This is a genomic window from Mesorhizobium loti (assembly GCA_014189435.1).
Classification (GTDB): Bacteria; Pseudomonadota; Alphaproteobacteria; order Rhizobiales; family Rhizobiaceae; genus Mesorhizobium; species Mesorhizobium loti_G.
In genome coordinates this window covers 5,970,229-5,996,746 of sequence record CP050293.1, presented here as the reverse complement: position 1 = coordinate 5,996,746, position 26,518 = coordinate 5,970,229, and the positions used below count along the sequence as shown (strand labels likewise).

General features: G+C 63.8%; 29 protein-coding genes. 15 read left to right on the top strand and 14 right to left on the bottom strand.

The window, feature by feature from the left end; all coding sequences use genetic code 11:
• Positions 1–17: 17 nt before the first annotated feature.
• The 4 genes from dapD to HB777_28680 all read left to right on the top strand — a co-directional run bounded on the left by dapD (position 18) and on the right by HB777_28680 (position 2,467).
• Positions 18–872 carry a 2,3,4,5-tetrahydropyridine-2,6-dicarboxylate N-succinyltransferase gene (dapD, locus tag HB777_28695; protein QND67522.1) on the top strand — a complete coding sequence of 285 codons (855 nt, stop codon included), beginning with the start codon at positions 18–20 and terminating at the stop codon, positions 870–872.
• 72 nt (positions 873–944) lie between these two features.
• Complete coding sequence (locus tag HB777_28690) at positions 945–1,307, top strand: DUF805 domain-containing protein (GenBank protein QND67521.1); 363 nt, start codon at positions 945–947, stop codon at positions 1,305–1,307.
• Complete coding sequence (locus HB777_28685; protein QND67520.1) at positions 1,300–1,677, top strand: DUF805 domain-containing protein; 378 nt, start codon at positions 1,300–1,302, stop codon at positions 1,675–1,677. The genes HB777_28690 and HB777_28685 overlap by 8 nt, the downstream gene beginning before the upstream one ends.
• A 13-nt stretch (positions 1,678–1,690) precedes the next feature.
• The gene (locus HB777_28680; GenBank protein QND67519.1) at positions 1,691–2,467 is read left to right on the top strand and encodes a hypothetical protein; all 777 of its coding nucleotides are present in this window, start codon (positions 1,691–1,693) and stop codon (positions 2,465–2,467) included.
• Here the strand turns inward: HB777_28680 and HB777_28675 are convergent.
• On the bottom strand, positions 2,367–3,410 hold the full coding sequence (locus tag HB777_28675; protein ID QND67518.1) for a 2-dehydropantoate 2-reductase: 1,044 nt from the start codon (positions 3,408–3,410) through the stop codon (positions 2,367–2,369). The two genes, HB777_28680 and HB777_28675, sit on opposite strands and share 101 nt — an antisense overlap.
• Positions 3,411–3,538: 128 nt before the next feature.
• On the opposite strand from HB777_28675, the gene dapE reads away from it, so the two are divergent.
• The gene (gene dapE, locus HB777_28670; protein ID QND67517.1) at positions 3,539–4,732 is read left to right on the top strand and encodes a succinyl-diaminopimelate desuccinylase; all 1,194 of its coding nucleotides are present in this window, start codon (positions 3,539–3,541) and stop codon (positions 4,730–4,732) included.
• A 5-nt stretch (positions 4,733–4,737) separates the two neighbouring features.
• Positions 4,738–5,373 (top strand): transporter, encoded by a 636-nt coding sequence (locus HB777_28665; protein ID QND67516.1) that lies wholly within the window; start codon positions 4,738–4,740, stop codon positions 5,371–5,373.
• Here the strand turns inward: HB777_28665 and truA are convergent.
• The 5 genes from truA to HB777_28640 all read right to left on the bottom strand — a co-directional run bounded on the left by truA (position 5,340) and on the right by HB777_28640 (position 8,545).
• Positions 5,340–6,110: a tRNA pseudouridine(38-40) synthase TruA gene (gene truA, locus HB777_28660; GenBank protein QND67515.1), complete on the bottom strand. Its 771-nt coding sequence runs from the start codon at positions 6,108–6,110 to the stop codon at positions 5,340–5,342. The genes HB777_28665 and truA overlap by 34 nt on opposite strands.
• Positions 6,111–6,133: 23 nt before the next feature.
• Positions 6,134–6,640: an N-acetyltransferase gene (locus HB777_28655; protein QND67514.1), complete on the bottom strand. Its 507-nt coding sequence runs from the start codon at positions 6,638–6,640 to the stop codon at positions 6,134–6,136.
• Entirely contained in the window at positions 6,637–7,590 is a 954-nt protein-coding gene (locus tag HB777_28650) for a methionyl-tRNA formyltransferase (GenBank protein QND67513.1), read from the bottom strand. The genes HB777_28655 and HB777_28650 overlap by 4 nt, the downstream gene beginning before the upstream one ends.
• A 75-nt stretch (positions 7,591–7,665) precedes the next feature.
• Positions 7,666–7,959 (bottom strand): plasmid stabilization protein, encoded by a 294-nt coding sequence (locus tag HB777_28645; protein ID QND67512.1) that lies wholly within the window; start codon positions 7,957–7,959, stop codon positions 7,666–7,668.
• A 55-nt stretch (positions 7,960–8,014) separates the two neighbouring features.
• Complete coding sequence (locus HB777_28640; GenBank protein ID QND67511.1) at positions 8,015–8,545, bottom strand: peptide deformylase; 531 nt, start codon at positions 8,543–8,545, stop codon at positions 8,015–8,017.
• Positions 8,546–8,648: 103 nt separating this feature from the next.
• On the opposite strand from HB777_28640, the gene HB777_28635 reads away from it, so the two are divergent.
• Positions 8,649–9,920 carry a DNA recombination protein RmuC gene (locus HB777_28635; GenBank protein ID QND67510.1) on the top strand — a complete coding sequence of 424 codons (1,272 nt, stop codon included), beginning with the start codon at positions 8,649–8,651 and terminating at the stop codon, positions 9,918–9,920.
• A gap of 279 nt (positions 9,921–10,199) precedes the next feature.
• Here HB777_28635 and HB777_28630 read toward each other — a convergent pair whose 3' ends face one another.
• The 6 genes from HB777_28630 to HB777_28605 form a co-directional block, all read right to left on the bottom strand.
• Entirely contained in the window at positions 10,200–10,604 is a 405-nt protein-coding gene (locus HB777_28630) for a GFA family protein (GenBank protein QND67509.1), read from the bottom strand.
• Between the two features lie 31 nt (positions 10,605–10,635).
• Positions 10,636–12,276, bottom strand: coding sequence for an IS66 family transposase (locus HB777_28625; GenBank protein QND67508.1), 1,641 nt, complete (start codon positions 12,274–12,276; stop codon positions 10,636–10,638).
• A gap of 76 nt (positions 12,277–12,352) precedes the next feature.
• Entirely contained in the window at positions 12,353–12,697 is a 345-nt protein-coding gene (gene tnpB / locus HB777_28620) for an IS66 family insertion sequence element accessory protein TnpB (protein QND67507.1), read from the bottom strand.
• Positions 12,694–13,080, bottom strand: coding sequence for a transposase (locus HB777_28615; GenBank protein QND67506.1), 387 nt, complete (start codon positions 13,078–13,080; stop codon positions 12,694–12,696). The genes tnpB and HB777_28615 overlap by 4 nt, the downstream gene beginning before the upstream one ends.
• A gap of 128 nt (positions 13,081–13,208) precedes the next feature.
• The gene (locus tag HB777_28610; GenBank protein QND67505.1) at positions 13,209–14,174 is read right to left on the bottom strand and encodes a cation transporter; all 966 of its coding nucleotides are present in this window, start codon (positions 14,172–14,174) and stop codon (positions 13,209–13,211) included.
• Positions 14,175–14,314: 140 nt separating this feature from the next.
• Positions 14,315–15,124 carry a transglutaminase family protein gene (locus tag HB777_28605; GenBank protein QND67504.1) on the bottom strand — a complete coding sequence of 270 codons (810 nt, stop codon included), beginning with the start codon at positions 15,122–15,124 and terminating at the stop codon, positions 14,315–14,317.
• A 543-nt stretch (positions 15,125–15,667) separates the two neighbouring features.
• On the opposite strand from HB777_28605, the gene sugE reads away from it, so the two are divergent.
• Positions 15,668–15,982: a quaternary ammonium compound efflux SMR transporter SugE gene (gene sugE / locus HB777_28600; protein ID QND67503.1), complete on the top strand. Its 315-nt coding sequence runs from the start codon at positions 15,668–15,670 to the stop codon at positions 15,980–15,982.
• A 139-nt stretch (positions 15,983–16,121) separates the two neighbouring features.
• Here the strand turns inward: sugE and HB777_28595 are convergent, their stop codons facing one another.
• Positions 16,122–16,550, bottom strand: coding sequence for a hypothetical protein (locus HB777_28595; GenBank protein QND67502.1), 429 nt, complete (start codon positions 16,548–16,550; stop codon positions 16,122–16,124).
• A 278-nt stretch (positions 16,551–16,828) separates the two neighbouring features.
• Between HB777_28595 and HB777_28590 the strand changes: the two genes are divergently transcribed.
• From HB777_28590 to HB777_28575, 4 genes are all read left to right on the top strand, one after another.
• Positions 16,829–17,890, top strand: a complete 1,062-nt coding sequence (locus HB777_28590; protein ID QND67501.1) for an LLM class flavin-dependent oxidoreductase — start codon at positions 16,829–16,831, stop codon at positions 17,888–17,890.
• A gap of 114 nt (positions 17,891–18,004) precedes the next feature.
• A complete protein-coding gene (locus tag HB777_28585) occupies positions 18,005–19,174 on the top strand; it encodes an AI-2E family transporter (GenBank protein ID QND67500.1) in 1,170 nt (389 codons plus the stop codon).
• Positions 19,175–19,242: 68 nt separating this feature from the next.
• Complete coding sequence (locus tag HB777_28580; GenBank protein QND67499.1) at positions 19,243–20,244, top strand: LLM class flavin-dependent oxidoreductase; 1,002 nt, start codon at positions 19,243–19,245, stop codon at positions 20,242–20,244.
• Between the two features lie 87 nt (positions 20,245–20,331).
• Positions 20,332–21,126: an inositol monophosphatase gene (locus tag HB777_28575; GenBank protein QND67498.1), complete on the top strand. Its 795-nt coding sequence runs from the start codon at positions 20,332–20,334 to the stop codon at positions 21,124–21,126.
• Positions 21,127–21,379: 253 nt separating this feature from the next.
• Here the strand turns inward: HB777_28575 and HB777_28570 are convergent, their stop codons facing one another.
• Positions 21,380–22,399 carry a LacI family transcriptional regulator gene (locus HB777_28570; GenBank protein ID QND67497.1) on the bottom strand — a complete coding sequence of 340 codons (1,020 nt, stop codon included), beginning with the start codon at positions 22,397–22,399 and terminating at the stop codon, positions 21,380–21,382.
• Positions 22,400–22,619: 220 nt separating this feature from the next.
• Between HB777_28570 and HB777_28565 the strand changes: the two genes are divergently transcribed.
• From HB777_28565 to HB777_28555, 3 genes are read left to right on the top strand one after another with little or no spacing between them, the layout of a single operon-like run.
• The gene (locus tag HB777_28565; GenBank protein QND67496.1) at positions 22,620–24,203 is read left to right on the top strand and encodes a sugar ABC transporter ATP-binding protein; all 1,584 of its coding nucleotides are present in this window, start codon (positions 22,620–22,622) and stop codon (positions 24,201–24,203) included.
• Positions 24,200–25,525 carry an ABC transporter permease gene (locus tag HB777_28560; protein QND67495.1) on the top strand — a complete coding sequence of 442 codons (1,326 nt, stop codon included), beginning with the start codon at positions 24,200–24,202 and terminating at the stop codon, positions 25,523–25,525. The genes HB777_28565 and HB777_28560 overlap by 4 nt, the downstream gene beginning before the upstream one ends.
• Entirely contained in the window at positions 25,512–26,480 is a 969-nt protein-coding gene (locus HB777_28555; protein QND67494.1) for a substrate-binding domain-containing protein, read from the top strand. Before HB777_28560 ends, HB777_28555 begins: the two co-directional genes overlap by 14 nt.
• Positions 26,481–26,518: the final 38 nt, after the last annotated feature.

Sequence of the window (26,518 nt, the reverse complement as noted above, 5' to 3'; positions counted from 1 at the left end):
GGTAATGGAGCGAATTCATGTCGAAGCCCGATCTGGCGAGCCTCGAAAAGACCATTGAGAAGGCCTTCGAGGAACGCGACACGATTTCGACGGCCACACGCGGCGAAACGCGCGATGCCATCCAGTCGGCGCTCGACCTGCTCGATCGCGGCGCCGCCCGTGTCGCCGAGCGGCAGGCCGACGGCAAGTGGCATGTCAACCAGTGGCTGAAGAAGGCCGTGCTGTTGTCATTCCGGCTCAACCCGATGGAGATCATCAAGGGTGGTCCGGGCGAGGCGGTGTGGTGGGACAAGGTGCCGTCGAAGTTCGACGGTTGGAGCGCCGTCGACTTCGAGAAAGCAGGCTTCCGCGCCGTGCCGTCGTCGATCGTGCGCCGTTCGGCCTATGTTGCGCCTGGCGCCGTGCTGATGCCGTCCTTCGTCAATGTCGGCGCCTATGTCGATACCGGCACCATGGTCGACACCTGGGCCTCGGTCGGCTCCTGCGCCCAGATTGGCAAGAACGTGCATCTGTCCGGCGGCGTCGGCATCGGCGGCGTGCTGGAGCCGATGCAGGCCGGTCCCACCATCATCGAGGACAATTGCTTCATCGGCGCACGCTCGGAAGTGGTCGAGGGCTGCATCGTGCGCGAAGGCTCGGTGCTCGGCATGGGCGTCTTCATCGGCCAGTCGACCAAGATCGTCGACCGCGCCACCGGCGAAGTCTTCTACGGCGAAGTGCCGCCCAATTCGGTCGTGGTGGCCGGCACCATGCCGGGCAAGAACGTGCCGGGCGAGAACTGGGGCCCCAGCCTCTACTGCGCTGTCATCGTCAAGCGCGTCGATGCGAAGACCCGGTCCAAGACCTCGATCAACGAATTGCTGCGCGATTGATCTTTCCGCAAAGCGAGCGCACCTTCCGCCGGCGCGACAATCGGTCGCGCTGGTTCAATATGGAGGGGTGACATGGACTGGAAATATCTGCTCACAAGCTTTGATGGTCGCATCAACCGTGGCAAGTTCTGGGCCGCGATTGGGGTTTTCATCGTCATTGGTATCGTTGCCTTTATTCTCGATGCGATCCTCGGTACACGCATCAGCACTGCCAGCGGCGCCCAGATCGGCATCATCGGCATTCTCGTCGCTCTGGCCTCGATCTATTTCGCACTCGCAGTCTACGCCAAGCGCTGGCATGATCGCGGCAAGTCGGGCTGGTGGAGCCTGATCATGCTGGTGCCTTTCATCGGCCCGATCTGGTTTCTGGTGGAATGCGGCATTCTCGAAGGCGCCAGGGGCGCCAATCAATATGGACCGGACCCGCTTGCCTGACAGATCAGATCTCACCTGGCTTTTCTTCAAAACATCGGGCCGCGTCAGTCGCGCGGCCTATTTTCTTGGCGGGTTGCTCGTCGCCATCATCCAGGCCTTTCCGCTCTACCGTTTCACGCTGGTGCCGGAAGGTTCGGCCGAGAGCAACATGTGGTCGTTCATCTTCTTCGTCGCCTTCATCGCCTCGCTGTGGTCCAACATCGCGCTGGCGGTCAAACGGCTGCACGACTTGGACAAGCCGGGCATTGCCGCGCTGATCCTGTTCGTGCCGGTGGTCTCGATCGTCGCCTTCCTTGTGTTGTGCCTGTTTCCAGGGCAGCCTGGACCCAACCGCTATGGCCGGCGCACCAACGAGCCGGCGCAACCCTGAGGGCCGATCGGACATGCGCTACCGCACGCTTGATCCGAAACTGATCGTCGAGACCGCCGAGCGGCTGGAAGAGCGGATCGCCGATCGTTTCCCCGAAGCGGGATTGCGTGGCGTCGCCGCCGAACTGGTCTCGCTGTCGCGCGATTTGGCCAAGGCGGCTCAGGCGCTCGAAGCGCCGATCTGGTGGCTGCGCGGGCTCATCATCGCCGCCGTCGTCGCCGGTGCGCTGATCTTCCTGTTTGTCGGCACCATCCTGCCGCTCATCCACATCTCCCAGGCCGACGATGCGGTGCAGTCGGTGCAAGGCATCGAAGCCACGATCAACATGATGATCCTTGCCGTGCTCGGCTTCCTGGCGTTGATCCGCACCGAGGAGCGTATCAAGCGCAAGCGGGTGTTTCGCCAGCTGCACGGCCTGCGCTCGCTGATCCATGTCATCGACATGCACCAGTTGACCAAGGATCCGGCAGCCCTTTCGGCCAATTTCAAGCCGACGGCGCACTCCCCGGCCCGCATCACCAATGCCGCCGACCTGGCGCGCTACCTCGACTATTGCTCCGAAATGCTGTCGATCACCGGCAAGATTGCAGCGCTGTTCGCACAGTCGGTCAATGACGACGTGGTCATCGACGGCGTCAACGACATCGAAAACCTGGCGTCCAACCTGTCGCGGAAAATCTGGCAGAAGATCACGTTGATCGACGGCCAGCCGGTAGCGCAACGACCTGCTCCGGCGCCAGGCCCGGCGAGCCAAGCCGCTCCACCTCCGCCGCGCGCACCAAGGCGGTGATCCGCTGGACCATCGGCGCCGACGTGCCTGCCGTTTCCGCCAGCCGCAGGATGGCGCCTTGCAAATCATCGATCTCCGTCGGTCGGCCGCGCCGCAAATCGTCCCACATCGATGAGCGCGCCTGCGGGTCGATCGCCAGCATCCGCCGCGCCAGGAGCTTGAACAGCCAGTCCGGCAGCCTGAGCACTTTCGGCAGCAGCGCCGGCCGCAGGCCGGCGATCCGCGCCGGCTCGATGCCGGCCGCTTTCATCGCCGTGAGCGCCTCGTCGATCTGACTGGCCAGGATCAGCCGCCAGCCACGATCCGCCAATTCGCTTGCCAGCGGCAGGCCGGAAAGCGCCACCAGCGCGTTGTTCAGATTCATCAGCAGCTTGCCCCACAGCACGGCCTTCATCGCGCCATGGGCTTCGACCGCAAACCCTTCGACGCCGAGCAGGTTCACCATGCCGGCGTCGCTGTCCTCGACCATCACCGTGCCGTCGCTGGCGCGGTGCACGCGCAGCGGCAGTTCGCTGTCCGGCGACTGCACGACATTGAACGGCACCATGCCGGCCAGCACCGTTCGCTGGCCAAGTCCGGCGCGCAGCCTGTCGGCATTGTCGACGCCGTTCTGCAGGCTGACCACCACAGCATCCGGGCGGGCATGGGCCTTGATGAGAGCTGCCATGTCCTGCGTCGCGCCGCTCTTGACCGTGACCAGGATCACGTCCGCCTGCGGCAAGGCGGTCGCCGGATCGGTGGTGGCGACAAGTGCCTCGGGCCTGATCGCGCGATCGCGGCCTTCAAGGTCGCTGACCCGCAGCCCGCCGTGCCGCAACACCGCTTCGATACGCGGCCGCGCCAGCAGGGTAACCTCGCGCCCGGCGAGCGCCAGGCAGCCGCCGGCATAGCAGCCGATGCTGCCGGCGCCGGCAATGACGATCCTTCTGTCCCCGTTTGCCATCCCGTCGCTCGCATTCGGCCTGCAACTATACGACATGAAAACCATAATGTCGGCGGTATCGCCAGCCATGAGGCTGGCCCCTATGTCTGGCCGTGACAGGCCCTGCGCTTTCGACTATCGCTTTTGCCATGACGCTGCCGACCGATCCCGCCGAAAACCTCGCCGCCCTTATCCGTTGTGCTTCGGTGACGCCCACTGAGGGCGGTGCGCTGACCGCGCTGGAGACGATGCTGAAACCGCTCGGCTTCCTGGTCGATCGGCCGGTGTTTTCCGAAGACGGCACGCCCGACATCGAAAACCTCTATGCAAGGCGTTCCGGCAACGGCCCGCATCTGATGTTCGCCGGTCACACCGACGTGGTGCCGGTCGGCGACGAAGCCGCCTGGACGCATCCGCCCTTCGCCGCCGAGATCGCCAATGGCGAGATGTATGGCCGTGGCGCGGTCGACATGAAGGGCGGCATCGCCTGTTTCATCGCCGCCGTGGCGCGCCATGTCGAGCAGAATGGTGGTCCGAAAGGCTCGGTCTCGCTGCTGATCACCGGCGACGAGGAAGGTCCGGCCATCAACGGCACCGTCAAGCTGCTCGAATGGGCGGCTTCCCGGGGCGAGAAATGGGATGCCTCGATTGTCGGCGAGCCGACCAACCCGGACGCGCTCGGCGACATGATCAAGATCGGTCGCCGCGGCTCGATGTCCGGCGCCGTCACCGTCAATGGCCGCCAGGGCCATGTCGCCTACCCCTTGCTAGCCGACAATCCGGTGCGCGGGCTGATGAGCCTGGTCGACGCCTTGCTGCATCCGGTCTTCGACAAGGGAACCAGGGATTTCCAGCCGACCAATCTGGAGATCACCTCCATCGATGTCGGCAATCCGGCCACCAATGTCATTCCGGCCAAGGCGACCGCCACCTTCAACATCCGATTCAACGACACCTGGACCGATGAGACCCTGCAGGCCGAGATCCACAACCGGCTCGACCAGGCGGCCAGGCGCAAGAAGTACCGGCAGGGCAAGAAGACGCCGGTCGACTATGAGCTCGTCTGGCGCGACCGGCCAAGCCATGTCTTCCTGACCCGCGACGACAAATTGATCGAAACGCTCCGCGGCTCGATCAAGTCGGCGGTCGGCAAGGAGCCGGCGCTGTCGACCTCCGGCGGCACCTCAGACGCGCGTTTCATCAAGGACTATTGCCCGGTGGTCGAGTTCGGGCTGGTCGGCAAGACCATGCACATGGTTGACGAGCGCGTCGCCATTGCCGATCTCGAAACGCTGACGCAAATCTACCAGCGCTTCATCGAAGACTGGTTCGGACAGGGCTGAACAGCATGCTTTCGGCGGACGAAACCCAAGCTTCGCTGACGGGCGCCTGGCGGTTGATGCTCGGCAAGGCCGATGGATTGCGCCTGCTCGACCTGTCGGCCGACGGCTTCTGGAATTCCTTCTTCGCCATTGTCGTTGCCGCACCGGCGCTGATCGTCGGCTGGGTCGGCATCGCCAACGAGATCGGCGATCCCGACGCCTTCGCGGGTCGCTTCAGCATGCTGGTGCGCCTGGCGACGGTTGACATCGGCTCATGGGTGTTGCCGCTGATTGCGCTTGCCCTGATCGCGCCGCGCGCCGGCATCGGCGGCCGCTTCGTCCACTACGTCGTTGCCAGCAACTGGGCTTCGGCCATCACCGCCTGGCTGATGCTGCCCTCGGCGCTGATCCGGCTCTTCCTGTCGTCAGCGAGCCAGGTTTCAAGCATTGTGTCGCTGCTGCTGTTTGCCCTGTCGATGGTGCTGACCTGGCGCATGACCAACGCCACCATCGGCAAGGGCGCAACCGTCGGCACCGCCGTTTTCGTCGGCATGTTCATCGCGTCGCTGTTGGTGCTGTTCGGCCTGCAGACGCTGCTCGGCATCACCGTGCCGGACGATGTCGGAGTTCAGAGCCTTTCCGGGCTCGTTTCGACTGGATAGTCGACCCCGATGAGAAAAAGCCCGTCGGGCGGCGCCACCTGGCCGCAGGCGGCGCGGTCGTTCGCCTCGAGTGCTGCCTTCAGGTCGGCCGCGGTCCAGCCGCCGTCGCCGACGCGCTTGAGCGAACCGACCATCGAACGCACCTGATTGTGCAGGAAGGATCGCGCCGAGGCCCTTACCTCGATCACGTCGCCTTGCCGCGTCACATCGAGCCGCTCCAGCGTCCTGATCGGGCTGTTGGCCTGGCACTGGGTCGAGCGGAAGGTGGTGAAGTCGTGCCTGCCGAGCAGGGCCTTCGCCGCTTCATGCATGGCGCCGGCGTCGAGCCGCTTCGGCACCCACCACACCTTGCCCTTGTCGAGCGCGGCCGGCGCACGGCGGTTGAGGATGCGGTAGAGATAGTGGCGGCCTGTGGCCGAGAAGCGGGCGTCGAAATCGTCGGGGACGACGGCCGCCTTCAGGACGGCGATGCGCGCGCCGGCTACCTGCAGATGCGCATTGATGGCGTCGCGCACCTTGTCGTTGGGCCATGCCTTGGCAAGATCGACATGCGCCACCTGGGCGGTCGCATGCACGCCGGCATCGGTGCGGCCGGCGGCGCGCAGCCGCACCGTCTCGCCGCTGAATTTTTCGATCGCCAGTTCGATCGCCTGCTGCACCGAAGGCTGATCGGCCTGGTGCTGCCAGCCGGCAAACAGGCTGCCGTCATATTCGATGTCGAGGCGAAAACGCGGCATGCCGGGCGGCTATACGCACTCGCCTAGGCGGCGAGTGCGGTGAAGGCGGAAGCGTAGACCAACTTGCCGGCTTCGGGAGCGTCGCCCCAGGCCAATGCCTGCAGCGCTTCGCCCTGGTATTCGCTTTCGAACTTTTCGGCGCGGGCATGGCTGTAGCCGAAACGGCCGTAATAGGCCGGATCGCCCAGCACCACGGCCAGCGTTTCGCCGCCATCCCTGAGGCGGATATGCGCCTCGCGGATCAGAGCGCCGCCGATACCGCTGCCATGGAACGAAGGCTCCACCGCCAGCGGCGCGAGCGCCACAGCCGCGAAGGTCTTGCCGCCATTCTGGACGAACAGCCGCGAAAACAGGATGTGGCCGACCACCTGGCCGTCTTCTTCCGCCACCAGTTCGGCAACGGCGTCGCCACCGGTCACCAGCGCGTCGACCAGCCCGGCCTCCGCCTGCTGGCCGAAAGCGTGTTCCTCGACGAGGCGAATGGCCTCGCGATCCCGCGGCGTCGCCGCGCGTATCGACATCATGCTCATGAGAACTTCATTCCTTTTTCGATCTTGGCCCCACGCAGGAATTCCGACGCGGCAGCGGGCTTTCCGCCCGCCCGTTGAACTTCGACCAGCCTGATCGCGCCTGCCCCGCAGGCGACCGTCAGCCGGTCATCGAGAATTCCTCCCGACTCGCCCAAATCTTCCGAAAGCGACAGGCCTTCGGACAGCGTCGAGCGAAGCAGTTTCAGCCGCTCCTGACGGCCGCCAATTCCTATCTCCGACCAGGCGCCGGGAAAGGGCGACAGGCCACGAATGCTATTGTGGACCTCGCTCGCCGAGCGAGTCCAGTCCACGCGAGTCTCGGATTTATCGATTTTTTTGGCGTAGGTCACCCCTTCCACCGCCTGGTCGGCAAATGTCAGGGTGTTCCTTTCCAGTCGCGCCAGCGCCTCCACCATCAGGGTTGCACCGACACTCATCAACCGATCATGCAGATCGCCGGCTGTCATATCGGGTTCGATGGCGCATTTTTCAACCATTCCCACCGGGCCGGTGTCCAGACCCTCTTCCATGCGCATCACCATCATGCCGGTTTCCAGGTCGCCGGCCATGATGGCGCGCTGGATGGGTGCGGCACCACGCCAGCGCGGCAGCAGCGAGGCATGGCCGTTGATGCAGCCAAGCCGGGTCGCCTCGAGAACCGCTTTCGGCAAGAGCAAACCATAGGCGACGACCACGGCGACATCGGCTTGCAAGGCGCGGAACGCCGTCTGCTCGGCCTCGCCCTTGAGCGAAACCGGTGTCCGGGTCTCGATGCCCAGCCGCTCAGCCTCACGCTGCACCGGCGACGGCGTCAGCTCCAGCCCGCGCCGACCTGCGGCGCGCGGCGGCTGCGTGTAGACGGCTGATATCTCATGTCCGGCTTCGGCGATCGCACGCAACGTCGGCACCGAAAACTCCGGCGTGCCCATAAAGATGACGCGAAGGGGCATTTTTCTTCCGATATCCTGTCTTTTGCTCGCGCCGTGAGCCGGCTCAGGCATTCGCTTCAAACGGGTTTATGACCTTCAGGTCAAGGCCGTCGAAGTCGCGGGCGACCACGGTCGCTTTTTCCTGTCCGCTTCAATTTCGTCCATGATCTCGGCGTATTCATCGCCAATTGCGTTTTCAGTGACAAAAGCCGAGCGAATTGCGTCCCATGCCGAGAGGCTCGGCTCCTGCCGGGCCCTCCTTTCCGCAGCCATGCCTTTGCGCAGAAGGTCGATGGCCTTGTCCGACAGGCTTTGGCCGGCCCTGTATGCCGCCAGTTCGATTTCGCGTTTCAAAGGCTCGGGAATGTCCTTAATCAGCATGTCGGCCATCAGCGTCTCCATTTGGTGCTGTCCGCCGGCATCAGGCCTAGAGTGGACCCTAACCCTATCCCGCCAGCTTGCCCGGCGCCTTGTCCTTGGCGAGCTTCTTGAATTTCTTCACCACCATGTCGCGCTTCAGCTTCGAGATGTGGTCGATGAACAAGACGCCGTTGAGGTGGTCGATCTCATGCTGCAGGCAGGTCGCCATCAGGCCCTCGGCCTCCATCTCCTGCAATTTGCCGTCGCGGTCGAGATACTTCACCCGCACCGAGGCCGGGCGTTCGACCTCGGCGTAGTAATCCGGGATCGACAGGCAGCCTTCCTCGTAGACGGAGCGCGCGTCGGCACTCTCCAGGATTTCCGGGTTGATGAAGACCTGCGGCGCCGGCGTCTCGTCTTCCTTGGCCAGATCGATCACCAGCATACGCAGCGGCTCGCCGATCTGGATTGCCGCCAGCCCGATGCCGGGTGCGTCATACATCGTCGCCAGCATATCGTCGGCTAATTTGCGCAAGGGCGCGTCGACACGCTCCACGGGCTTCGAAACCTGGCGCAGGATGGGGTCGGGAAGGATGATGAGCGGCTTGATCGGCATGGCGTTCCACCTAAGACCTCCAGCGAAAAGCGTCAACCGTTGGGTCCGGGGATCGTTCACGTTTTGATCTGTGCCAGACCGCCGAATCGGCTATGCTGTCCACATGAATGATCTGAGCACTATCCTTTCGGAGCCTGTCGCCCGGCTTGGCGCCACCACGATCACGCTCGGCCATGCGCTGGCCTTCGGCGCCTTGCTGTTTCTTGGCCTGTTCGTGGCGCTCGTCATCGCGCTGTGGCGGTCGGCCAAGGCGCGTGCCGTGGCGGCCGCGGAAGCCGCCGACCATGCCCGCGACGCCGAGGCGCGGATGGCCGGTATCTTGCAGTCGCAGGCCGAGATGCAGGGCCGCATGGGCGCCATTGCCGAAGTGTTCGGGGCGCGCCAGGCGGAGCTGACGCAGTCGATCGGCCAGCGCCTCGACGCCATGACCGGCCGCCTCGGCCAGACCATGACCGAGCAGACGAAATCCACGCATGAGAGCCTGGCCAAACTGCAGGAGCGGCTGGCGATCATCGATGTCGCGCAAGGCAACATCCAGTCGCTCGCCGGCCAGGTCGTGCAGCTGCAGGCGATCCTCTCCAACAAGCAGACGCGCGGCGCCTTCGGCCAGTCGCGCATGGAGGCGATCGTCGCCGACGGCCTGCCGCACGGCGCCTATGAATTCCAGGCGACGCTGTCGAACGGCAGCCGGCCCGACTGCCTGGTGAAGATGCCGAACGGCGCACCCTCGCTTGCCATCGATGCCAAGTTTCCGCTGGAAGCCTGGAACGCCATCCGCGCCGCCGACGGCGCCGACCTGCAGAAGGTCGCTTCGCAGGCCTTTCGCCGCGACATCGAGATTCATGTCCGTGATATATCAGAGAAATATCTGATCCAGGGCGAGACGCAGGACACCGCCTTCATGTTCGTGCCGTCGGAATCGGTGTTCGCCGAGATCCATGAGAATTTCGAGGCGATCGTCCACAAGGCGCACCGTGCCCGCATCGTCATCGTCTCGCCGTCGCTGCTGATGCTGTCGATCCAGGTCATCCAGGCGATCCTCAAGGATGCCCGCATGCGCGAACAGGCGCACCTGATCCAGGGCGAGGTCATCCGGCTGATGGAGGATGTCGCGCGTGTCGACGAGCGGGTGCGCAAGCTGCAGGTTCATTTCGGCCAGTCCGCCAAGGACATCGACGACATCCTGGTTTCGACGTCGAAGGTCACCAAGCGCGGCCAGAAGATCGAGGCGCTGGAGTTCGGCGCGCAGCCCGACGGCGATGCCGCCACGGACGCCGCGTCACGGGCTCCGGCCGCGAAGATCGACGCGGGCGCGCGTGTCGCGGACTCAAAGACCGGGCAATTAAGATTGAGGGTTGTCGAGGGTGACGACTAGTTCCTCGATCCAGTCCGAGGGGTGGATCGGTTACTTTTTTTGGCAGATGGCAGACCTTGGAGATTGGCCGAAACGCCTATCCCGTCGTCATCCACGGGCGGAGCAAGGAGCGTAGCGACGCAGCGCAGACCCGAGGATCCATGCCGTTACATCAAGGCGACGCAACCGTGCAGAATTCTGATCCACTGCATTCTTCAACGACGGTCACGGCATGGATCCTCGGGTCAAGCCCGAGGATGACGAAGTTGAGGGGCGTCGGTCGATTGGAGATGGCCCGCGCTACTGCTCCTCTATGGTGGTCATGCCCTGAAATTCAGGCAGCCAGTGCAGCGCCGAGCGGTGCCATTTCTGCTGTGTCGGGATCAAATCCTGGCGTTGCCGCGCGGTCCCCACTCGAATTCCATAGACCTTGGGACCATCTCCGACCGACGTGGCGTAAAGGTGCGAACCGCAGTCGGCGCAAAAGGCCTGGGCGCGCTTGGCCCCGCTCGCCACGATCTTGATGTAGATTTTCGGCGTACCCTTGGTGATCCGGTAGTTGCTTTCCTGTGCCGGAACCGTCACGCGAAAAGCCGTTCCGGTCAGTTGCTGGCAATCCGTGCAGTGGCAGATGTTCGTCTTTTCAGCATCGACCTCCGCCTCGTAGGTGATGGCGCCGCAATGGCAGCCGCCGTCGATTTTCATCCTGGCTCCTCCCGAAATCCGTCGTAAGCGGTCAGCCGATAACGTCAGGCCTAAAGTTCCAAGGCATGAGCATTTCGATTTCGGATGCCGGCCAGCCTTGAGCGATGCGGGTCAAGGTCTGCGAGAGCCAGTCGAGCGGATCGACGCTGTTCATTTTGCAGGTTTGCAGCAAGGTGGCTACCGTCGCCCAGGTTCGTCCACCGCCGTGGCTGCCGGCGAATAGACTATTCTTTCGCGTGATCGTCTGGGGCCTGATTGCACGCTCGACGATATTGGAGTCGATTTCGATGCGACCGTCCATCAGAAAGCGTTCCAGCGCCTCCCGCCGGGTGAGCGCGTAGCGGATCGCCTCGGCGGTCTTGGATTTTCCGGAGACCTTGCCCAGTTCCGCTTCCCATAGATCGAAGAGGCTCGCGACAATGGCCACGGACTTTTCCTGACGCAGCGCGGCGCGGCTTCCGGCATCCTTGCCGCGAACCTCGTCCTCGACCTTCCACAATTCGGTCATGGCGATGATCGAATCCGTCGCGGCCTGCGAGACCCCGCTGATGTGCAGGTCGTAGAATTTGCGCCGCAGGTGAGCCCAGCACCCGGCGAGCCGGATTGTTTCATTGCTGCCGGCTTTGGCCCGTGCCTTGACCAGGTTGGTATAGGCCGAGTAGCCATCCACTTGCAGGATACCGCTGAATCCGGCGAGGTGGCGCGCCACGCAATCCGCACCTCTGCTGTCTTCAAAACGATAGGCAACCATTGGCGGACTGGTTCCGCCATAGGGTCGGTCATCCCGTGCGTAGGCCCACAACCAGGCTTTCGTGGTTTTCCCGGAACCAGGGGCAAGGGTGGGCAAGGTCGTCTCGTCGGCGAAGACCCTTTCGCCCTCCTTGATGCGCTCCAGTATGTAATCAGCAAGCATCTGCAGCTCGAAGCCCAGATGCCCCATCCATTGCGCCATCAACGACCGGCTGATCTCGACGCCGTCGCGCAGATAGATCGCCTCCTGCCGATAAAGCGGGAGGCCGTCGGCGTATTTGGAGACGGCGATATAGGCGAGCAGCCGCTCCGTCGGCAGGCCGCTTTCGATGATGTGCGCCGGCGCCAGAGCCTGGACCACGCCGTCACGGCCCCGGAAGGCGTATTTGGGACGGCGCGTGACGATGACCTGGAACTTCGGCGGCACGACGTCCAGCCGCTCGGATCGATCCTCGCCGATCAGAACCTTTTCAAGCCCCTCGCAGTCGGCCGGGATTTCCGGCTCGACGACCTCCTCGATGCGTTCGAGGTGGGCAGCAAAGCCCTTGCGCGGACGCGGGGCGCGCTTCGGCTTGTTCCCGACCGCGCGGTCGAGTTCGCTCCGGATTTCCGAAAGGCCGGTCTCGACCTCTTCGAAGGCAAAGGAGGCCTGCTCGTCGTCGATGGCCAGGCGTAGCCGCTCGGAACGCGTGCCATGTTGCGTGCGCTGTAAAACTTTCAGGATTGACGTGAGATTGGCGATCCGCTCGCTGGCGCTTTTCTCGACAGCTTTCAGCCGGGCGACCTCCGCCTCAGATGCTGCGATCCGAGCGTCGGCGACTGCGATCCGGGCCTCGCTTGCAGCCTGCTCGCGAGCCATGGAAAGGATCATCGCCTTCAGCGCATCAACGTCGTCGGGAAGGGCAAGACCCGGTAGAACCATGGCAAGCAACAGAGCACAAAAACAGCCGCTTTCCCAACCGGTCCAGCCGCATGATTCATCTTGCCGCAGGCCGGTTTCAGCCCGTCGATAACGGCCGCCTGACCCTGGCCGGACGAATCTTTTTCCAGTCCAGTCCGGCCAGAAGCGCCATCAACTGGGCGTGGTCGAGACGCATGCGCGCGGCCGATATCCCCGGCCAGCAGAAGCTGTGATCTTCCAGAGTCTTCGAATAAAGACAAACCCCGCTGCCGTCCCACCACACGATGCGAACCCGGTCCGCACGCTTCGAACGGAATACGTGAAGTGCCCCCGAGAATGGGTCCAGGCCGCCATCCCTGACCAGCGCCATCAAAGATGCCGCGCCCTTGCGGAAGTCGACCGGCTGGCACGACACGTAAACCACCACACCGGAAGCGATCATGCCTTACGAACCGCGCGGATGATCCTCGCCAGGCGATCGGGATCGACATCGCCGCCGGCGCGCACCACTGCGTCGCCAATGACGATTTCCACCGTGTCGCTGCCCACCGCTTCAAAGCGCGTGAACTTCGCCGGCTTGCTCGCTCCCTCCGTCAGTGGCGCAACCATGCCCGACGAAAGCGCCTTGCGGCGCCACGCATAGAGCTGCGAGGGGTCCAGCCCCTCGGAACGCGCAACCGCCGAGACATTGCCCCCTGGCGAGAACGCTTCGGCGACAAGCCGTGCCTTCTCTTCGTCCGACCGATGGCGCGGCTTGCGTCGGGACGGCACAGGCTCCGCCGTCAAAATCTCGAATGTTCGATGATGGCTCATACTGTCGCTCATAGGATTCTCCGCATGATTCATGCTGAAAATGAGCGATCAACCGCCTGCACGCTACGTGGGGATGCCTACGCGCTTACAATCCGTCCTGCAATCTTAGCGTGGCGGCGTCGCCAGGCAATGGCTGGCGGCTAGTCCAGGGCCTCTCCGGATGCCGCCTCGACCACCTTGCGCCGGCGCTCCCAGGTTCCGGTCGTCTGCGGCTTGACGAACAGCCGCGTGATCTCCGGCATTTCCTTTTTCAGCCGCGCTTCGATGCGCTCGACGCAGGCCTCGATCTCGGGCGCCGCCAGATGATCCTCGAACTCGATGCTCAAGCCGGCAACGATCTCCTGTGGGCCCATATGCAGCGTCAGCACGCCGTTCGCCCGCTGCACCGCCGGGTCCTGCTGGGCAATGGCCAATACTTGTTTCTGCACCTCGGGCGACGCCGGTTCGCCAAGAAGCAGGCTCTTGCTTTCACGCGCCAGGAAGATCGCGGTGGCGCCCAGGATCAGCGCGATGCCGATCGAGGCGGCGCCGTCGAGCTGCGGCATCTTCAGCAGCTCCGCCGCCAATATGCCGGCGAAGGCGACGATCAGGCCGAGAAGTGCGGCACTGTCCTCGAACAACACGGTGTAGACGCTCGGATCCTTGCTCGATTGCACGGCCTGCAGCCAGCCCTCCTTGCCCTTCTGCTTGCGAAACTCCTTCAGCGCCACCCACCAGGAGCTGCCTTCGAACAGGAAGGCAAGGCCCAGAACGATGTAGGTCACCTCAGCGTTGGCGACCGGCTCCGGCGCCATGACGTGAACAACGCCCTCATAGAACGACACGCCGGCGCCCAGCGCGAAGACGAGAAGTGCGACGATGAAGCTCCAGAAATACAGCTCGCGGCCGTGACCGAGCGGATGCGTCCGGTCGGCCGGCCGGGCGGCGCGGTGCATGCCGTAGAGCAGCAGACCGCCATTGCCTGTATCGACCAGCGAGTGCACGCCTTCCGATAGCATCGCCGAGCTGCCGGTGAAGAAGGCGGCGCCGAACTTGGTCAGCGCAATGGCGAGATTGCCAGCGAGTGCGGCGTAGATGACTTTCTTTGAGCCGCCATGCCCGGCCATCGTATAGTCCCCGTTCGAGGCACCTAGTCTAACGGCCAGTCCGCCGAAGCTCCACAGGCAACGCGCGAGTAGCCCGATCGTTCAAGACGGCGGTTCCTAAAGAGGTCGCTGGCAAAAGACCGGCGGGCAGGAGACGTCGACTATTCGACGATCTCTTCCGTCCACACCTTGAAGCCGGCAAGCGTGCCCGGCCCGAAAATATGGGTCAGCGGCACGTCAGCGGCGTCGCGGCCGGAGGCGATCAGGACGCGGCCGATGCGCGGCGCATTGTTGCGCGGGTCGAAGGCATGCCAGCGGCCGCCGAGATAGACTTCCATCCAGGCGCAGAAATCCATGCTCGCCCACGGCTTTGGCATGCCGATGTCGCTGATGTAGCCGGTGCAGTAGCGCGTCGGGATGTTGAGCGCCCGGCAGAAGGTGACGGCGAGATGCGCGTAGTCGCGGCACACGCCGCTCTGTTCGCGATAGGCTTCCGCCGCGGTGCGCGTCGGCCGCGCATTGCCGTAGTTGAAGACGATGTGGTTGTGGACGAAATCGCAGACCGCCTGCACGCGCGGAATGCCGAGCGGCGTGTTGCCGAACAGCCGCCACGCCTCGTTCGCCAGCAGGTCGCTCTCGCAAAAACGGCTGGGCAGCAGGAACAGCAGCGTGTCCGCTGGCAGGTCGCGCACCTCGTGCTGCCAGGCCATCAGGTCGCCCATCTCGAAGGTGCCGGGATCGCGGATCACCGCATCCGTGCCGAAGGTGAAACGCCCGGGCGGCGCGACGAACCGGTTGCACCAATTGCCGAAACTGTCGCGATAGCTTTCGATCGGCACCGGCGGGTTGGAGATCAGGAAATCCGGTCGCTCGAGATCGGAGGCACGCGAATAGTGGACATTCAGCATCGCGATGAGCGGCGTTTCTTGCGGAAAGTCGAAGCTCATCTCGCAGCCGATGTGGATTCGCATTGTCGTCCTGACGGCCTGCCTGACGATCACCCGGCGAAGGCGCGGGTTGATGCTGCAGTGCGAAGACAACCATGGCACGGACCGGCATGGTTTACGAGCAAATTAGAAACCGGTTGAAAGCGATCCGCTGACGGCGGCAACAGTCGCTAACCCCTTGCAGTCGGGCGGTTCTCTTGTTTCACTTCGCTTCCCACATCAGGAGGAACGAATCATGGCTAAAGGTGCGATGAAGGCAGGCAAGGAAGCCCGCAAGCCGAAGAAGGATGCCAAGAAGCCCGCCGCGGCTCCGGCCCTGAAGGCGCCGCCGGTCAAGGCGATGAAGCTCAAGGACAAGTAAGTCCGGCCCATCCGCTTCAAAACAAGATTACGACCGGCAACACTGTTGCCGGTCGCTGTTGATCGAGCGCCCGAAATTCCTATATTGGCATGGCGGGGACGGCCTCGCGCCTCCCCAAAATCCGGACGGGACGACCCGCCATTGTTTGATTGATCGTCGGACTCCGAAATCACTTTTCGGTCCGATGCTCCGATGGAGCGTTGTCGATGTCGTGGATTCTTCTCTTTTTTGCCGGCCTGTTCGAGATTGGCTGGGCAATCGGCCTCAAATACACCGACGGTTTCTCGAAGCTGGTTCCGACCGTGCTGACTGTTGCCTCGATGGTCGTCAGCCTCACTCTGCTTGGCCTGGCGCTGAAGGCGTTGCCGGTCGGTACCGCCTATGCGGTGTGGACCGGCATCGGCACCGTCGGCACGGCCCTGCTCGGCATCTGGCTGCTCGGCGAGCCTGCCACCGCGATCAGGTTAGCCTGCATCGCGCTCATCGTCTGCGGCATCATGGGGCTGAAGTTCGCCGCCTGAGCAGAGCCGTTCTTGTTTTTATGCATATCGTCCGCCCAAAACTGGGACCACTTTTGGGCGACATGCATTGGACAAACACGTTCAGGGCCGCTGTGAGGCGACCCTGATTCTCGAAGCAGATTGCTTCGTAGCCTGGAGGCTAGCGGGCGGAGAAGCCCGGAGGCGTTCTGCCGGTGCGCTGCTTGCGCGCCGCATAACGCGCGTCGCGCTTGGCCTTGCGTTCGGCTTCGTCGGCCAGAAAACGGGCAATGCGCTCGTTCTCCTCGGATTCCCGAATTTTGGCCTCAGCCTGTGCAGCTTCCTCGGCGGCGATACGTGCCGCTTCGGCCGCTGCCTCGCGCTCGGCCTTCTCGACCGCTTCGCGTGCCAGCTTTTCCTGCTTCAGCCGGGCCTTTTCGGCTTCGCGGATTTCGCGAGCCTCGAGGATCGCCTTGCGTTCGGCCTGCCGCGCCAGCACTGCGGGATCATCCGCCGCCGGCTTTGCCTTGAAGCGCTCGAGGAGCGCCTTCTTTGCCTCGTTTGCGGCGTTGCGCCGCTCGAAAACGTCTTTTTCCCTGTAGATAGCCAAGTCCACTTCCCTGAAGTCAATTCGCGACGCTTACATACGCGCGAAAACCGAGAGTTCAAGCGCCAAAACGGCATGGCAGCCATGAAATTGTTGGCTGTTGCAGCCGGGAGACGCCTTTAGAGCAATTCCAGGAAAAGTGTGAAGCGGTTTTCCGTCCGGAATTGCGACGAAGAGATAGAGCCGAAACCGACATGCACTGTTCACCGTCCGCCCCTCTGGCGGCGTGGCTGGCGCGTCGCTACCTCTAGCCGCAAAACCCAACACCAGGATGACATCAAATGGAACTCGGTCTCTACACCTTTGCCGACGTCAGCCCGCAGCCAGGCCCTGGCGCCATCGGCCCGCATGAGCGGCTGCGCAACCTGATCGAGGAGGTCGAACTGGCCGACCAGGTCGGCCTCGATGTCTTCGGCCTCGGCGAGCACCACCGGCCCGACTACGCCGCCTCGGCACCGGTCGTGGCCCTGGCCGCGGCCGCCGAGCGCTCGAAGCGCATCAAGCTGACCAGCGCGGTCACCGTTCTGTCCTCCGACGACCCGGTGCGTGTCTTCCAGCAGTTTGCCACGCTCGACCTTCTGTCGGGCGGCCGCGCCGAGATCATGGCCGGGCGCGGCTCGTTCATCGAATCCTTCCCGCTGTTCGGCTACAACCTCGAGGACTATGACGAGCTCTTCGCCGAAAAGCTCGACCTGCTGCTTGCCATCCGCGATAGCGTGAAGGTCACCTGGTCCGGCAATCTGCGCGCGCCGATCAACGATCGTGGCGTTTATCCCCGGCCCTTCCAGGACAGGCTGCCGGTCTGGATCGCCATAGGTGGGACGCCGCAATCCGCCGCCCGCGCGGGCGCGCTCGGCCTGCCGCTGGCGCTCGCCATCATTGGCGGCGAGCCGGCTCGCTTCGCGCCGCTGTTCGATCTCTACCGCGAGGCCGCCAAGCGCGCCGGCAGCGATCCGGCGGGCCTTGCCACCAGCATCAACGTGCACGGCTTCATTGCCGAGACGACCGAGCAGGCGGCCGACGATTTCTACGGCCCGCAGGCGGAGGTGATGAACCGCATCGGCCGCGAGCGTGGCTGGGGCCCGACATCGCGGGCGCATTTCGACCAGTCGCGTGGTCCCGATGGCGCCTTGTTCGTCGGCAGTCCCGAGCAGGTGGCCGAGAAGATCGTCGCCCAGCACAAGATCTTCGGCAATGACCGCTTCCTGCTGCAGATGGCGATCGGCACCATGCCGCATGCCAAGATCATGAAGGCGATCGAGCTCTACGGCACCAGGGTGGCGCCGATCGTGCGCAAGGAAACGGCCAAGGCCGCGCCGGCACTGGCAGCGCCCGTCGCCTGAGCCAACGGCAAGGCCTGCGGGCGCAGGCCTTGCCGGCTAAAGGAACCTTGAAGCCACGCCAGCGTTTTCCATCGACGGATTGCGCCAATTGCGGTGCGTCGCTGAGGGAATACGATGAAAGCCGAACCCGCCGCTTTGGGCGCAGGCGTTGCCGAGGCTGAAGACGCGCGCGCCGCGGCTCGCGCCGACACGCATCTGATGCGTTCGCTGCTCATCGGCATCTTCCTGTTCATGACCATCTACGCGCTCTACTTTGCCCGCGCCTTCTTCATGCCGGTCATCCTGGCTTTCCTGCTGGCTCTGACGCTGACGCCCATCGTCCGGTTCCTGCGCAAGCACGGCATCCCCGAAGTGATTTCGGCGACCCTTCTGGTGCTCCTGTCGATCTGCATCTTCGCCAGCGCCGGCTACCTGCTCAGCGGCCCGATCATCGACCTCATCAACAACACCTCGTCGATCGGCCAGCAGCTCACCGAACGGCTGGCGCAATTGCGGCGACCGTTCGAGAGGATCATGCAGATCTCGCATCAGGTCGAACAGCTGACCCAGACGTCGCAGGAGCCGGGCATCCAGAAGGTGGCGGTGGCGCAGTCCGGCATCATGTCGGCGGCGGCCAGCAACATCCTGTCGGCGGGAACAAGCCTCACCATCATCTTTGTGCTGTCGCTGTTCCTGCTCGCGTCCGGCACGATGTTCTATGAAAAGATCATCCAGTCCTTCGCCCGTCTCAGCGAAAAGAAGCTGGCGCTGCGCGTCGTCTATGACGTGGAACGCGAAATCTCGCACTATCTGCTCACCGTCACCATCATCAATGCCGGTCTCGGCGCCGTCATCGGCCTTGGTCTGTGGGCACTCGGCATGCCCAACCCGCTGGTATGGGGCGTCGCTGCCGCCCTGCTCAACTTCCTGCCCTATGTCGGGGCGCTGATGACCATCGTGCTTGTCGCGGTGATGGCGCTGATCAGCTTCGACACAATCTCATACGCACTGCTGGCGCCGGCTTTCGTGCTGTTGTGCGACATCGTGGAAGGCCAGTTCGTCACACCGATGGTGGTCGGCCGGCGCCTCGAGATCAACGCCGTGGCGATCTTCATCGCCATCGCCTTCTGGTCATGGCTGTGGGGCTTCGTTGGCGCCCTGATGGCGGTGCCGCTGCTGGTCGTCATCAAGGTGTTCTGCGATCACTTCGATGGGCTCAGCCACGTCGGCAATTTTCTCGCCGCGCAGCAGACGACCGTCGTCGAGGAGGACAACAGCGCCGACACCGAACCCGCGAAGGGCTGATCAATATTTTTGAATTTGCGGCGTCGCCGGGCGCTTCCTACATGCGGTCCTGACACAGGATACCGTTCATGACCGACCTTTCCGTTCTCGACCTGTCGCCGATCATCGAAGGCAGCGATGCCTCGCAGTCGCTGGCCAACTCGCTCGATCTTGCGCGCCATGCCGAGCGGCTGGGCTACAAGCGCTTCTGGCTGGCCGAGCATCACAACATGCCGGGCATCGCCAGCGCGGCCACCGCGGTCGTCATCGCCCATGTCGCCGGCGGCACGAAGACCATTCGTGTCGGTGCCGGCGGCATCATGCTGCCCAATCACGCGCCGCTGGTCATTGCCGAGCAGTTCGGCACGCTGGCCGCCTTGCATCCGGGCCGCATCGATCTCGGCATCGGCCGGGCGCCCGGCACCGACATGGGCACCGCGCGGGCGCTGCGCCGTAATCTTGAAGCTGGCGTCGACAATTTCCCGCAGGATGTCGTCGAGCTGATGGGCTATTTCCAGCCGGCCGAGGAAGGCCAGCGCATCCGCGCCGTGCCCGGCGAAGGCCAGAACGTGCCGGTCTGGATCCTCGGCTCCAGCCTCTACGGCGCGCAGCTCGCCGCCATGCTCGGCCTGCCCTACGCCTTCGCCTCGCATTTCGCGCCGGCGGAGCTGGATCACGCGCTGGACGTCTACCGCTCGCGCTTCCAGCCGTCGGAGCAGCTCGACAAGCCGCATGTCATGCTCGGCCTCAACGTCTTTGCCGCGCCAACCGACGCCGAGGCACGTTTGCTGTTCACCTCGTTGCAGCAGGCTTTCGTCAATCTTCGCACCGGCCGGGCCGGCCGGCTGCCGCCACCTGTCGAGAACTATGACCGCGATCTCGATCCGATGGCCAAGACCATGCTCGGCCAGGCCTTGTCCTGCGCCGTCGTCGGCTCCCCGGAAACGGTCCGGCAAGGCATCGATGCCTTCGTGCGCCGCACCGGTGCAGACGAGCTGATGGTCACCGCGCAGATGTTTGATCATGCGGCGCGGGTGCGGTCGTTCGAGATACTGGCCGAGGCCCATAAATCGCTGTCGCGAGCGGCCTGACAATCTGGCACGAGACACTCTTGACTTGGAAGGTGCGGTCCGCCTCTGCTAAAGGCGGGGCACCCTTCCGCAAGATAGAGCGCCCCCGTGAACAATGACCATGACGCCCGCACGCAGTTTGCCATCGATCTGGCGCGGCGTGCCGGCGAGCTCGGGCTCAAATATTTTCGCGATCTGGAAAACCTGACCATCGAGAGCAAGGGTCATCAGGATCTGGTCTCGGACGGTGACCGCGAGGTCGAACTGTTCATCCGCGCCGCGATTGCCGCGGACTACCCGCAAGACGGCATCGTCGGTGAGGAACATGCCTCGGTTGCCGGCCAGACAGGCTATGTCTGGGTCATCGACCCCATCGACGGCACCGCCAATTTCGTGCGCGGCATTCCGGCCTGGTGCGTGGTGATTGCCTGCGCCAGGGACGGGGAGGCCGTGGTTGGCGTCATCCATGAGCCGTCGACCGGCGAGACGTTTCACGGCAGGCTCGGCGGCGGCGCCTTCGTCAACGGCCGGCCGATCAGGACCAGTGCGGCCACCGGCCTGGAAGAAGGGTCGGTCGGAACCGGGTTTTCGAACCGGGCCGAGGCCGAGAACATCGCCGTGCTGATCCGAATGCTCCTGGCCGAAGGCGGCGTCTTCTTCCGCAATGCGTCCGGCGCCCTGATGCTGGCCTATGTGGCCTCGGGCCGGCTCTTGGGGTATGTGGAGGAACACATGAACGCCTGGGATTGCATCGCCGGCATGCTTCTGGTCGAAGAAGCCGGCGGCACGGTCGTGAAACCCGATCCGAAGACGGTGCTGCAGGACGGAACGCTGGTCATCACCGGCGGCAAGGGCGTCTTCCCGAAACTGCACGCGCTTTGTTCGGAAGCGTTCAAGCCTTAGCTCTTCGGCGCGGCGATATAGCAGTGGCACGGCTGAAAGCCGTTCTGTAGCGATCCTTCGCGCCCCCCTCTGTCCTACCGGACATCTCCCCCACGGGTGGGGAGATCGGCCGTTATCGCCGCTTTCGCCAATCGTCACCGTTGCAGGAATGGGCGCGCCGTCGCGGCTGCAATCTCCCCCAAGTGGGGGAGATGTCCGGCAGGACAGAGGGGGGCGCTGTCCCGCCAGCCTCTCCAAGGTTCCATCCGAAAAACTAGGCGCTCACACTCTGCGCCATCGTCCCGAGCGGGCGGCATGAATTGCGGATCATCAGCCGGCCCTTGAGCACCAGCTTGCGTGGCGGCGCGTCCCTGTTGCCGGCGAGACGATCGAGAAGCAGGTTGGCCGCCTGTTCGCCGATCGCCTGCACCGGCTGGGCGACAGTGGTCAGCTGCGGCTGGAACACGTCGGACCATGGAAAATCGTCGAAGCAGGCAACCGAAATGTCCTCCGGGCAGGACAGGCCGATGTCGCGGATCGCCTTCATGGTGCCGATCACCATCGGGTTGTTGGCGGAAAAAATCGCGCTTGGCCGATCGCGCGAGGACAGCATCTGCATGGTGGCGTTGTAGCCGTCGATCTCGTGGAAATTGCCGAAGCGGATCAACTCCTCCGCGATCGGCAGGCTGGCGGCGTGAAGCGCCTCGCGGTATCCCGCCATGCGGTCATGCATCGGCGAAATGTCCGATGTGCCGGTGATGTAGCCGATGCGCCGATGGCCAAGGTTGATCAGATAGGTGATGGCGTCGAACACCGCGCGCTGGTTGTCGAGCACCACGGTATCGGTGTCGACGCCCTCGCAGATGCGGTCGAGCAGCACGACCGGCACATTGGCATCGTCTACGATCCCCTTGAGGATCGCGCCGTCGCCGACGCGCGCCACGATCAGCCCGTCGACCATGCGGTCGAGCAGCAGCCGGATCTGGTCGTCCTGGGTGTTCAGATCCTCGTCCGTACAGCACAGCATGACTGCATAACCGGCTCGGTCGAAGGCCTGCTGGATGACCGAGACGACATCGGTGAAGAATGGGTTGGTGATGTGCGGCACGGTCAGCCCGATGGTGCGGGTCGTGCCCATCTTCAGGCTGCGGGCGATCGCATTGCGCTTGTAGCCGATATCGCGGATCGCCTGTTCGATGCGCTGGCTGAGTTCCGGGCTGACCGTCGCCGTGCCGTTGATCAACGCAGACACGGTGGCGACCGAGACACGCGCCGCCTCAGCCACATGAAGCATTGTGGGTGCGGTGGATTTACGCTGCTTTTTTCGCCCTGACGCTGTCATTTTCGAAACGTTTCGTCACCCCTCGCTGCCAATACCTACGGAATGCCGTCTTTTTTAGCAAGAATCGAATTGCATCAAACTTCCGTCACTGGATATCGGCTTGACACGATCGAAACGTTTAGATTAGCGTTTGCGGGAAGTTGACGACGACGGAAGGGAGGCCGCCATTGTCATGGAACACGCGAGTTCCCTTTCCCCGGAGCACAATGCGGCGGATCGGTCAGACACCGTTCTGAGCGCCGAGCGCATCTCCAAGAGCTTCGGCGGCATAGCCGCCCTGGTCGATGTCGGCTTCGAGCTGCGACGCGGCGAGGTTCATGCCTTGATGGGCGAGAACGGCGCCGGCAAGTCGACGTTGATGAAGATCCTCTCCGGCGTCTACACCGGCTATGAAGGCAAAGTCAGCGTCGATGGCCGCCCCGTCAGCTTCGCCGGCGTGCGCGACGCCGAGGATGCCGGCATCGCCATCATCCACCAGGAGCTCAACCTGGTGCCCGAACTCAGCGTCGCCGACAACATCTTCCTCGGCCGGGAGAAACTGATTGCCGGGCTGATCGTCGACCGCAAGGCGAGCAGCCGCGCGGCGGGTGCTTTGTTGCAGCGGCTCGGCATCGAACTCGATCCGCAAGCCCGCGTCGGCGCCCTGCGCGTCGGCGAGCAGCAGCTGGTCGAGATCGCCAAGGCGCTGTCGATGTCGGCACGCATCCTGATCATGGATGAGCCGACCTCGGCGCTGTCGCCGGCCGAATGCCAGCGGCTGTTCCGCATCATCCGCCAGCTTGCCGAGAGCGGTGTCGCCATCGTCTACATCTCGCACCGCATCGACGAGGTCATGCATCTGGCCAGCCGCGTCACCGTGTTTCGCGACGGGCGCCATGTGCTGACCGAGCCGATGGCCAGGCTCGACGAGGATGCGATCATTTCGGCGATGGTCGGACGAAACCTGCTCGCTTCCCGCCAGGAAGAGCGCCACTCCGGCGGCAAGATCGTGCTTTCGGTCGAGAACCTGTCGCTGTCGAAGCCTGATGCGCATGGCTGGCGCACGGTGATCGACGGCGTCGGCTTCGATCTTGCCGCCGGAGAAATCCTCGGCATTGGCGGGCTGCTCGGTTCGGGCCGTACCGAAATCCTGGAAGCGATCTTCGGCTCGAGCGATGGCCGTACCGGTGGCGAAATCCAGGTCGACGGCCGGCCCGTGGATATCCGTTCGCCTCGCGATGCAAGGCGGTTGGGCATCGCATTGGTCACCGAGGACCGCAAGACACAAGGCCTGCATCTGCAGGCGTCGATCACGGACAATGTCGCGCTGCCGCTGGTCGGATCGCTGGCGCGCTTCGGCATCCGCTCGCTGGCCGGCGAACAGGGATTGGCGCGGCAGGCGGTCAAGGCGCTCGGCATCCGCTGCCGGGACATCGACCAGCCCGCCGGCACGCTGTCGGGCGGCAACCAGCAGAAGGTCGTCATCGGCAAATGGCTGGCGACCAGGCCAAGGGTGCTGTTGCTGGACGAGCCGACGCGCGGCATCGATGTCGGCGCCAAGCGCGAGATCTACGACCTGATCTTCAAGCTGGCGCGCGATGGCCTTGCCATCGCCGTCATCAGCTCCGAGCTGCCGGAGCTTTTGCATCTCTCCGACCGCATCCTGGTGATGGCCGATGGCCGCCAGACAGGCATTCTTTCCCGCGATGCGGCCAGCGAGGAGGCCATCATGCGTCTCGCCGCACCGCGCCGGACCATATCGAGACCAGCCGCATGACTGCCCTGAAACTCCTGTCCCGGACCAAGCTCTATTGGGGCCTGATCGCCATCTTCCTGATCGGCGTGCTGGGCTCGCCGATGAGTTCGAAGGGCAACAACATCTTCCTCTCCTACGGCAATCTGCTCGACGTGCTGCGCCAGGTGTCGACCACCGGGCTGATCGCCACCGGCATGACGGCGGTGATCATCACCGGCGGCATCGATCTCTCCGTCGGCTCGCTGATGGCCATCTGCTCGGTGGTCTGCGCCATGCTGCTGACGGTTCCGGGCGTGACGCCGGGCGTCGTGCTGGGCGTGCCGACCGTCGCACTGGTGGCGCTTTGCATCGGATTCGTCGTCACCCGGTTCATCTTCCAGAACCTCGCAAAATCCCGTGCCGGCGCCGATCTCGTCCGCGAGATCAGGCTGGACGGCGTTCGCGGCCTGGTTACACCTGCTGTCGTCGGTGTGGTCCTGTGCAGTCTGTCCCTGTGGTTTCTGCTGCCGCAGATCGAGCCGAAATTCGGCGTGCTCGGCGTGCTGCTGGTGGCGCCATGCGTCGGTTTGCTGTTTGGCGCGCTCAACGGCTTCATCATCGTTGCCGGACGGCTGCAGCCCTTCATCGTCACCCTGGCGATGATGGTGACGGCGCTCGGCATCGCCCGCCTCACCGCCGGCCAGAACAATGCGGTGCTGCCGGTCTATACCGGCTCCAACGCCACCGCCGATTTCGAGATCCTGCGCTCGCTGGTGTTCGGCGTCATCCCGATGCCGGGCCTGTTCTTCCTCGGCGCCATCCTGATCTATGGCGCGGTGCTGCGCTTCACGCCGTTCGGCCGCTATGTCTACGCCATCGGCGGCAATGAGGAGGCGGCACGGCTTTCGGGTATCGCCGCCGGCCGCGTCAAGATCGCCACCTATGCCATCTCCGGGCTGCTCGCCGGCATCGCCGCCGTGCTCTATGTCGCGCAGTACCGGCAAGGCAAGCCGGATGCCGGCGCCGGGCTGGAGCTCGACGCCATCGCCGCCGTGGTCATCGGCGGCACCAGCCTGATGGGTGGGCGCGGCAGCCTCATAGGCACGTTCTGCGGCGTGCTGATCTTCGGGCTGCTCTCCAACATCCTGCAGCTCCACAACATCAATTCGAACCTTCAGCTGGTGCTGAAGGGGATGATCATCATCGGCACCGTGCTCGTGCAGGAGCGCAATGCCGGTGATCTCCTGGCCTATCTGCGCCTGCCCGGCGGGCAAACGGCGCACAAGGAAACGGCCGCGGCAAAGCGGCCGTCGCAAGAGACCCCGTCTCTCAATCTCGGAGGAAACAAGAATGAAACGACGTGACATGCTGAAGCTTGCCGCCATGACCGCGGCTCTGCTGACCACCACCGCGCTTCTGACCACCGGCAATGCTTATGCCCAGGACAAGAAGTGGAAGATCGGCTTCTCACAGGTGACGACCATCGAGCCCTGGCGTGCGCAGTTCAACAAGGACATCCTGGCCGAAGCCGCCAAGCATCCCGAGGTCGAACTGATCATCACCGACGGCGAGGACAAGACCGAAAAGCAGGTCGCCGACGTCGAGAACCTGATCCGTCAGGAGGTCGACGCACTGCTGGTGTCGCCGAAGGAATCCGCCGGCCTGACCGGCGTCGTGCAGCAGGCGATCGACGCCAAGATCCCCGTCTTCGTGCTCGACCGCAATGTCGACACCAAGGACTACACCCAGTTCGTCGGCGGGGATAACGCGCTGATCGGCCGGGCGGCCGGCGAATATGCCGTCGAGCTGCTTGGCGGAAAGGGTAAGGCTGCAGGCAATGTCGTCGAGATCTGGGGCGGCATGGGCACCCAGCCGGCGCATGACCGCCATGACGGCTTCCATGAATTCACCGACAAGGAGCCGGGCATCAAATATCTGCTCGACCAGCAATCGGGCGACTGGAAGCAGGACCAGGCATACAATCTGATGGCCAATGCGCTGAAGAGCAACGAGAAGATCGATCTCGTTTACGGCCACAACGACCCGATGGCCTATGGCGCCTATCTCGCCGCCAAGGATGTCGGCCGCGAGAAGGACATCAAGTTCATCGGCATCGACGGCCTGCCCAACGAAGGCGTGCAGATGGTCAACAAGGGCGAGCTGACGGCGACCTTCACCTATGTCACCCCCGGCGCCGAAGGCCTGCGCCAGGCGATCAAGTTCCTCAACGGCGAGAAGGTCGAAAAGACCATCACTCTGCCGACCGAGAAGATCACCAAGGAAAATGCCGCCCAGGTGTTGAAGGACAACGGCCTCTGAGCCAAAACGTCCTGCCGGGTGCTTTTTTTGGCGCCCGG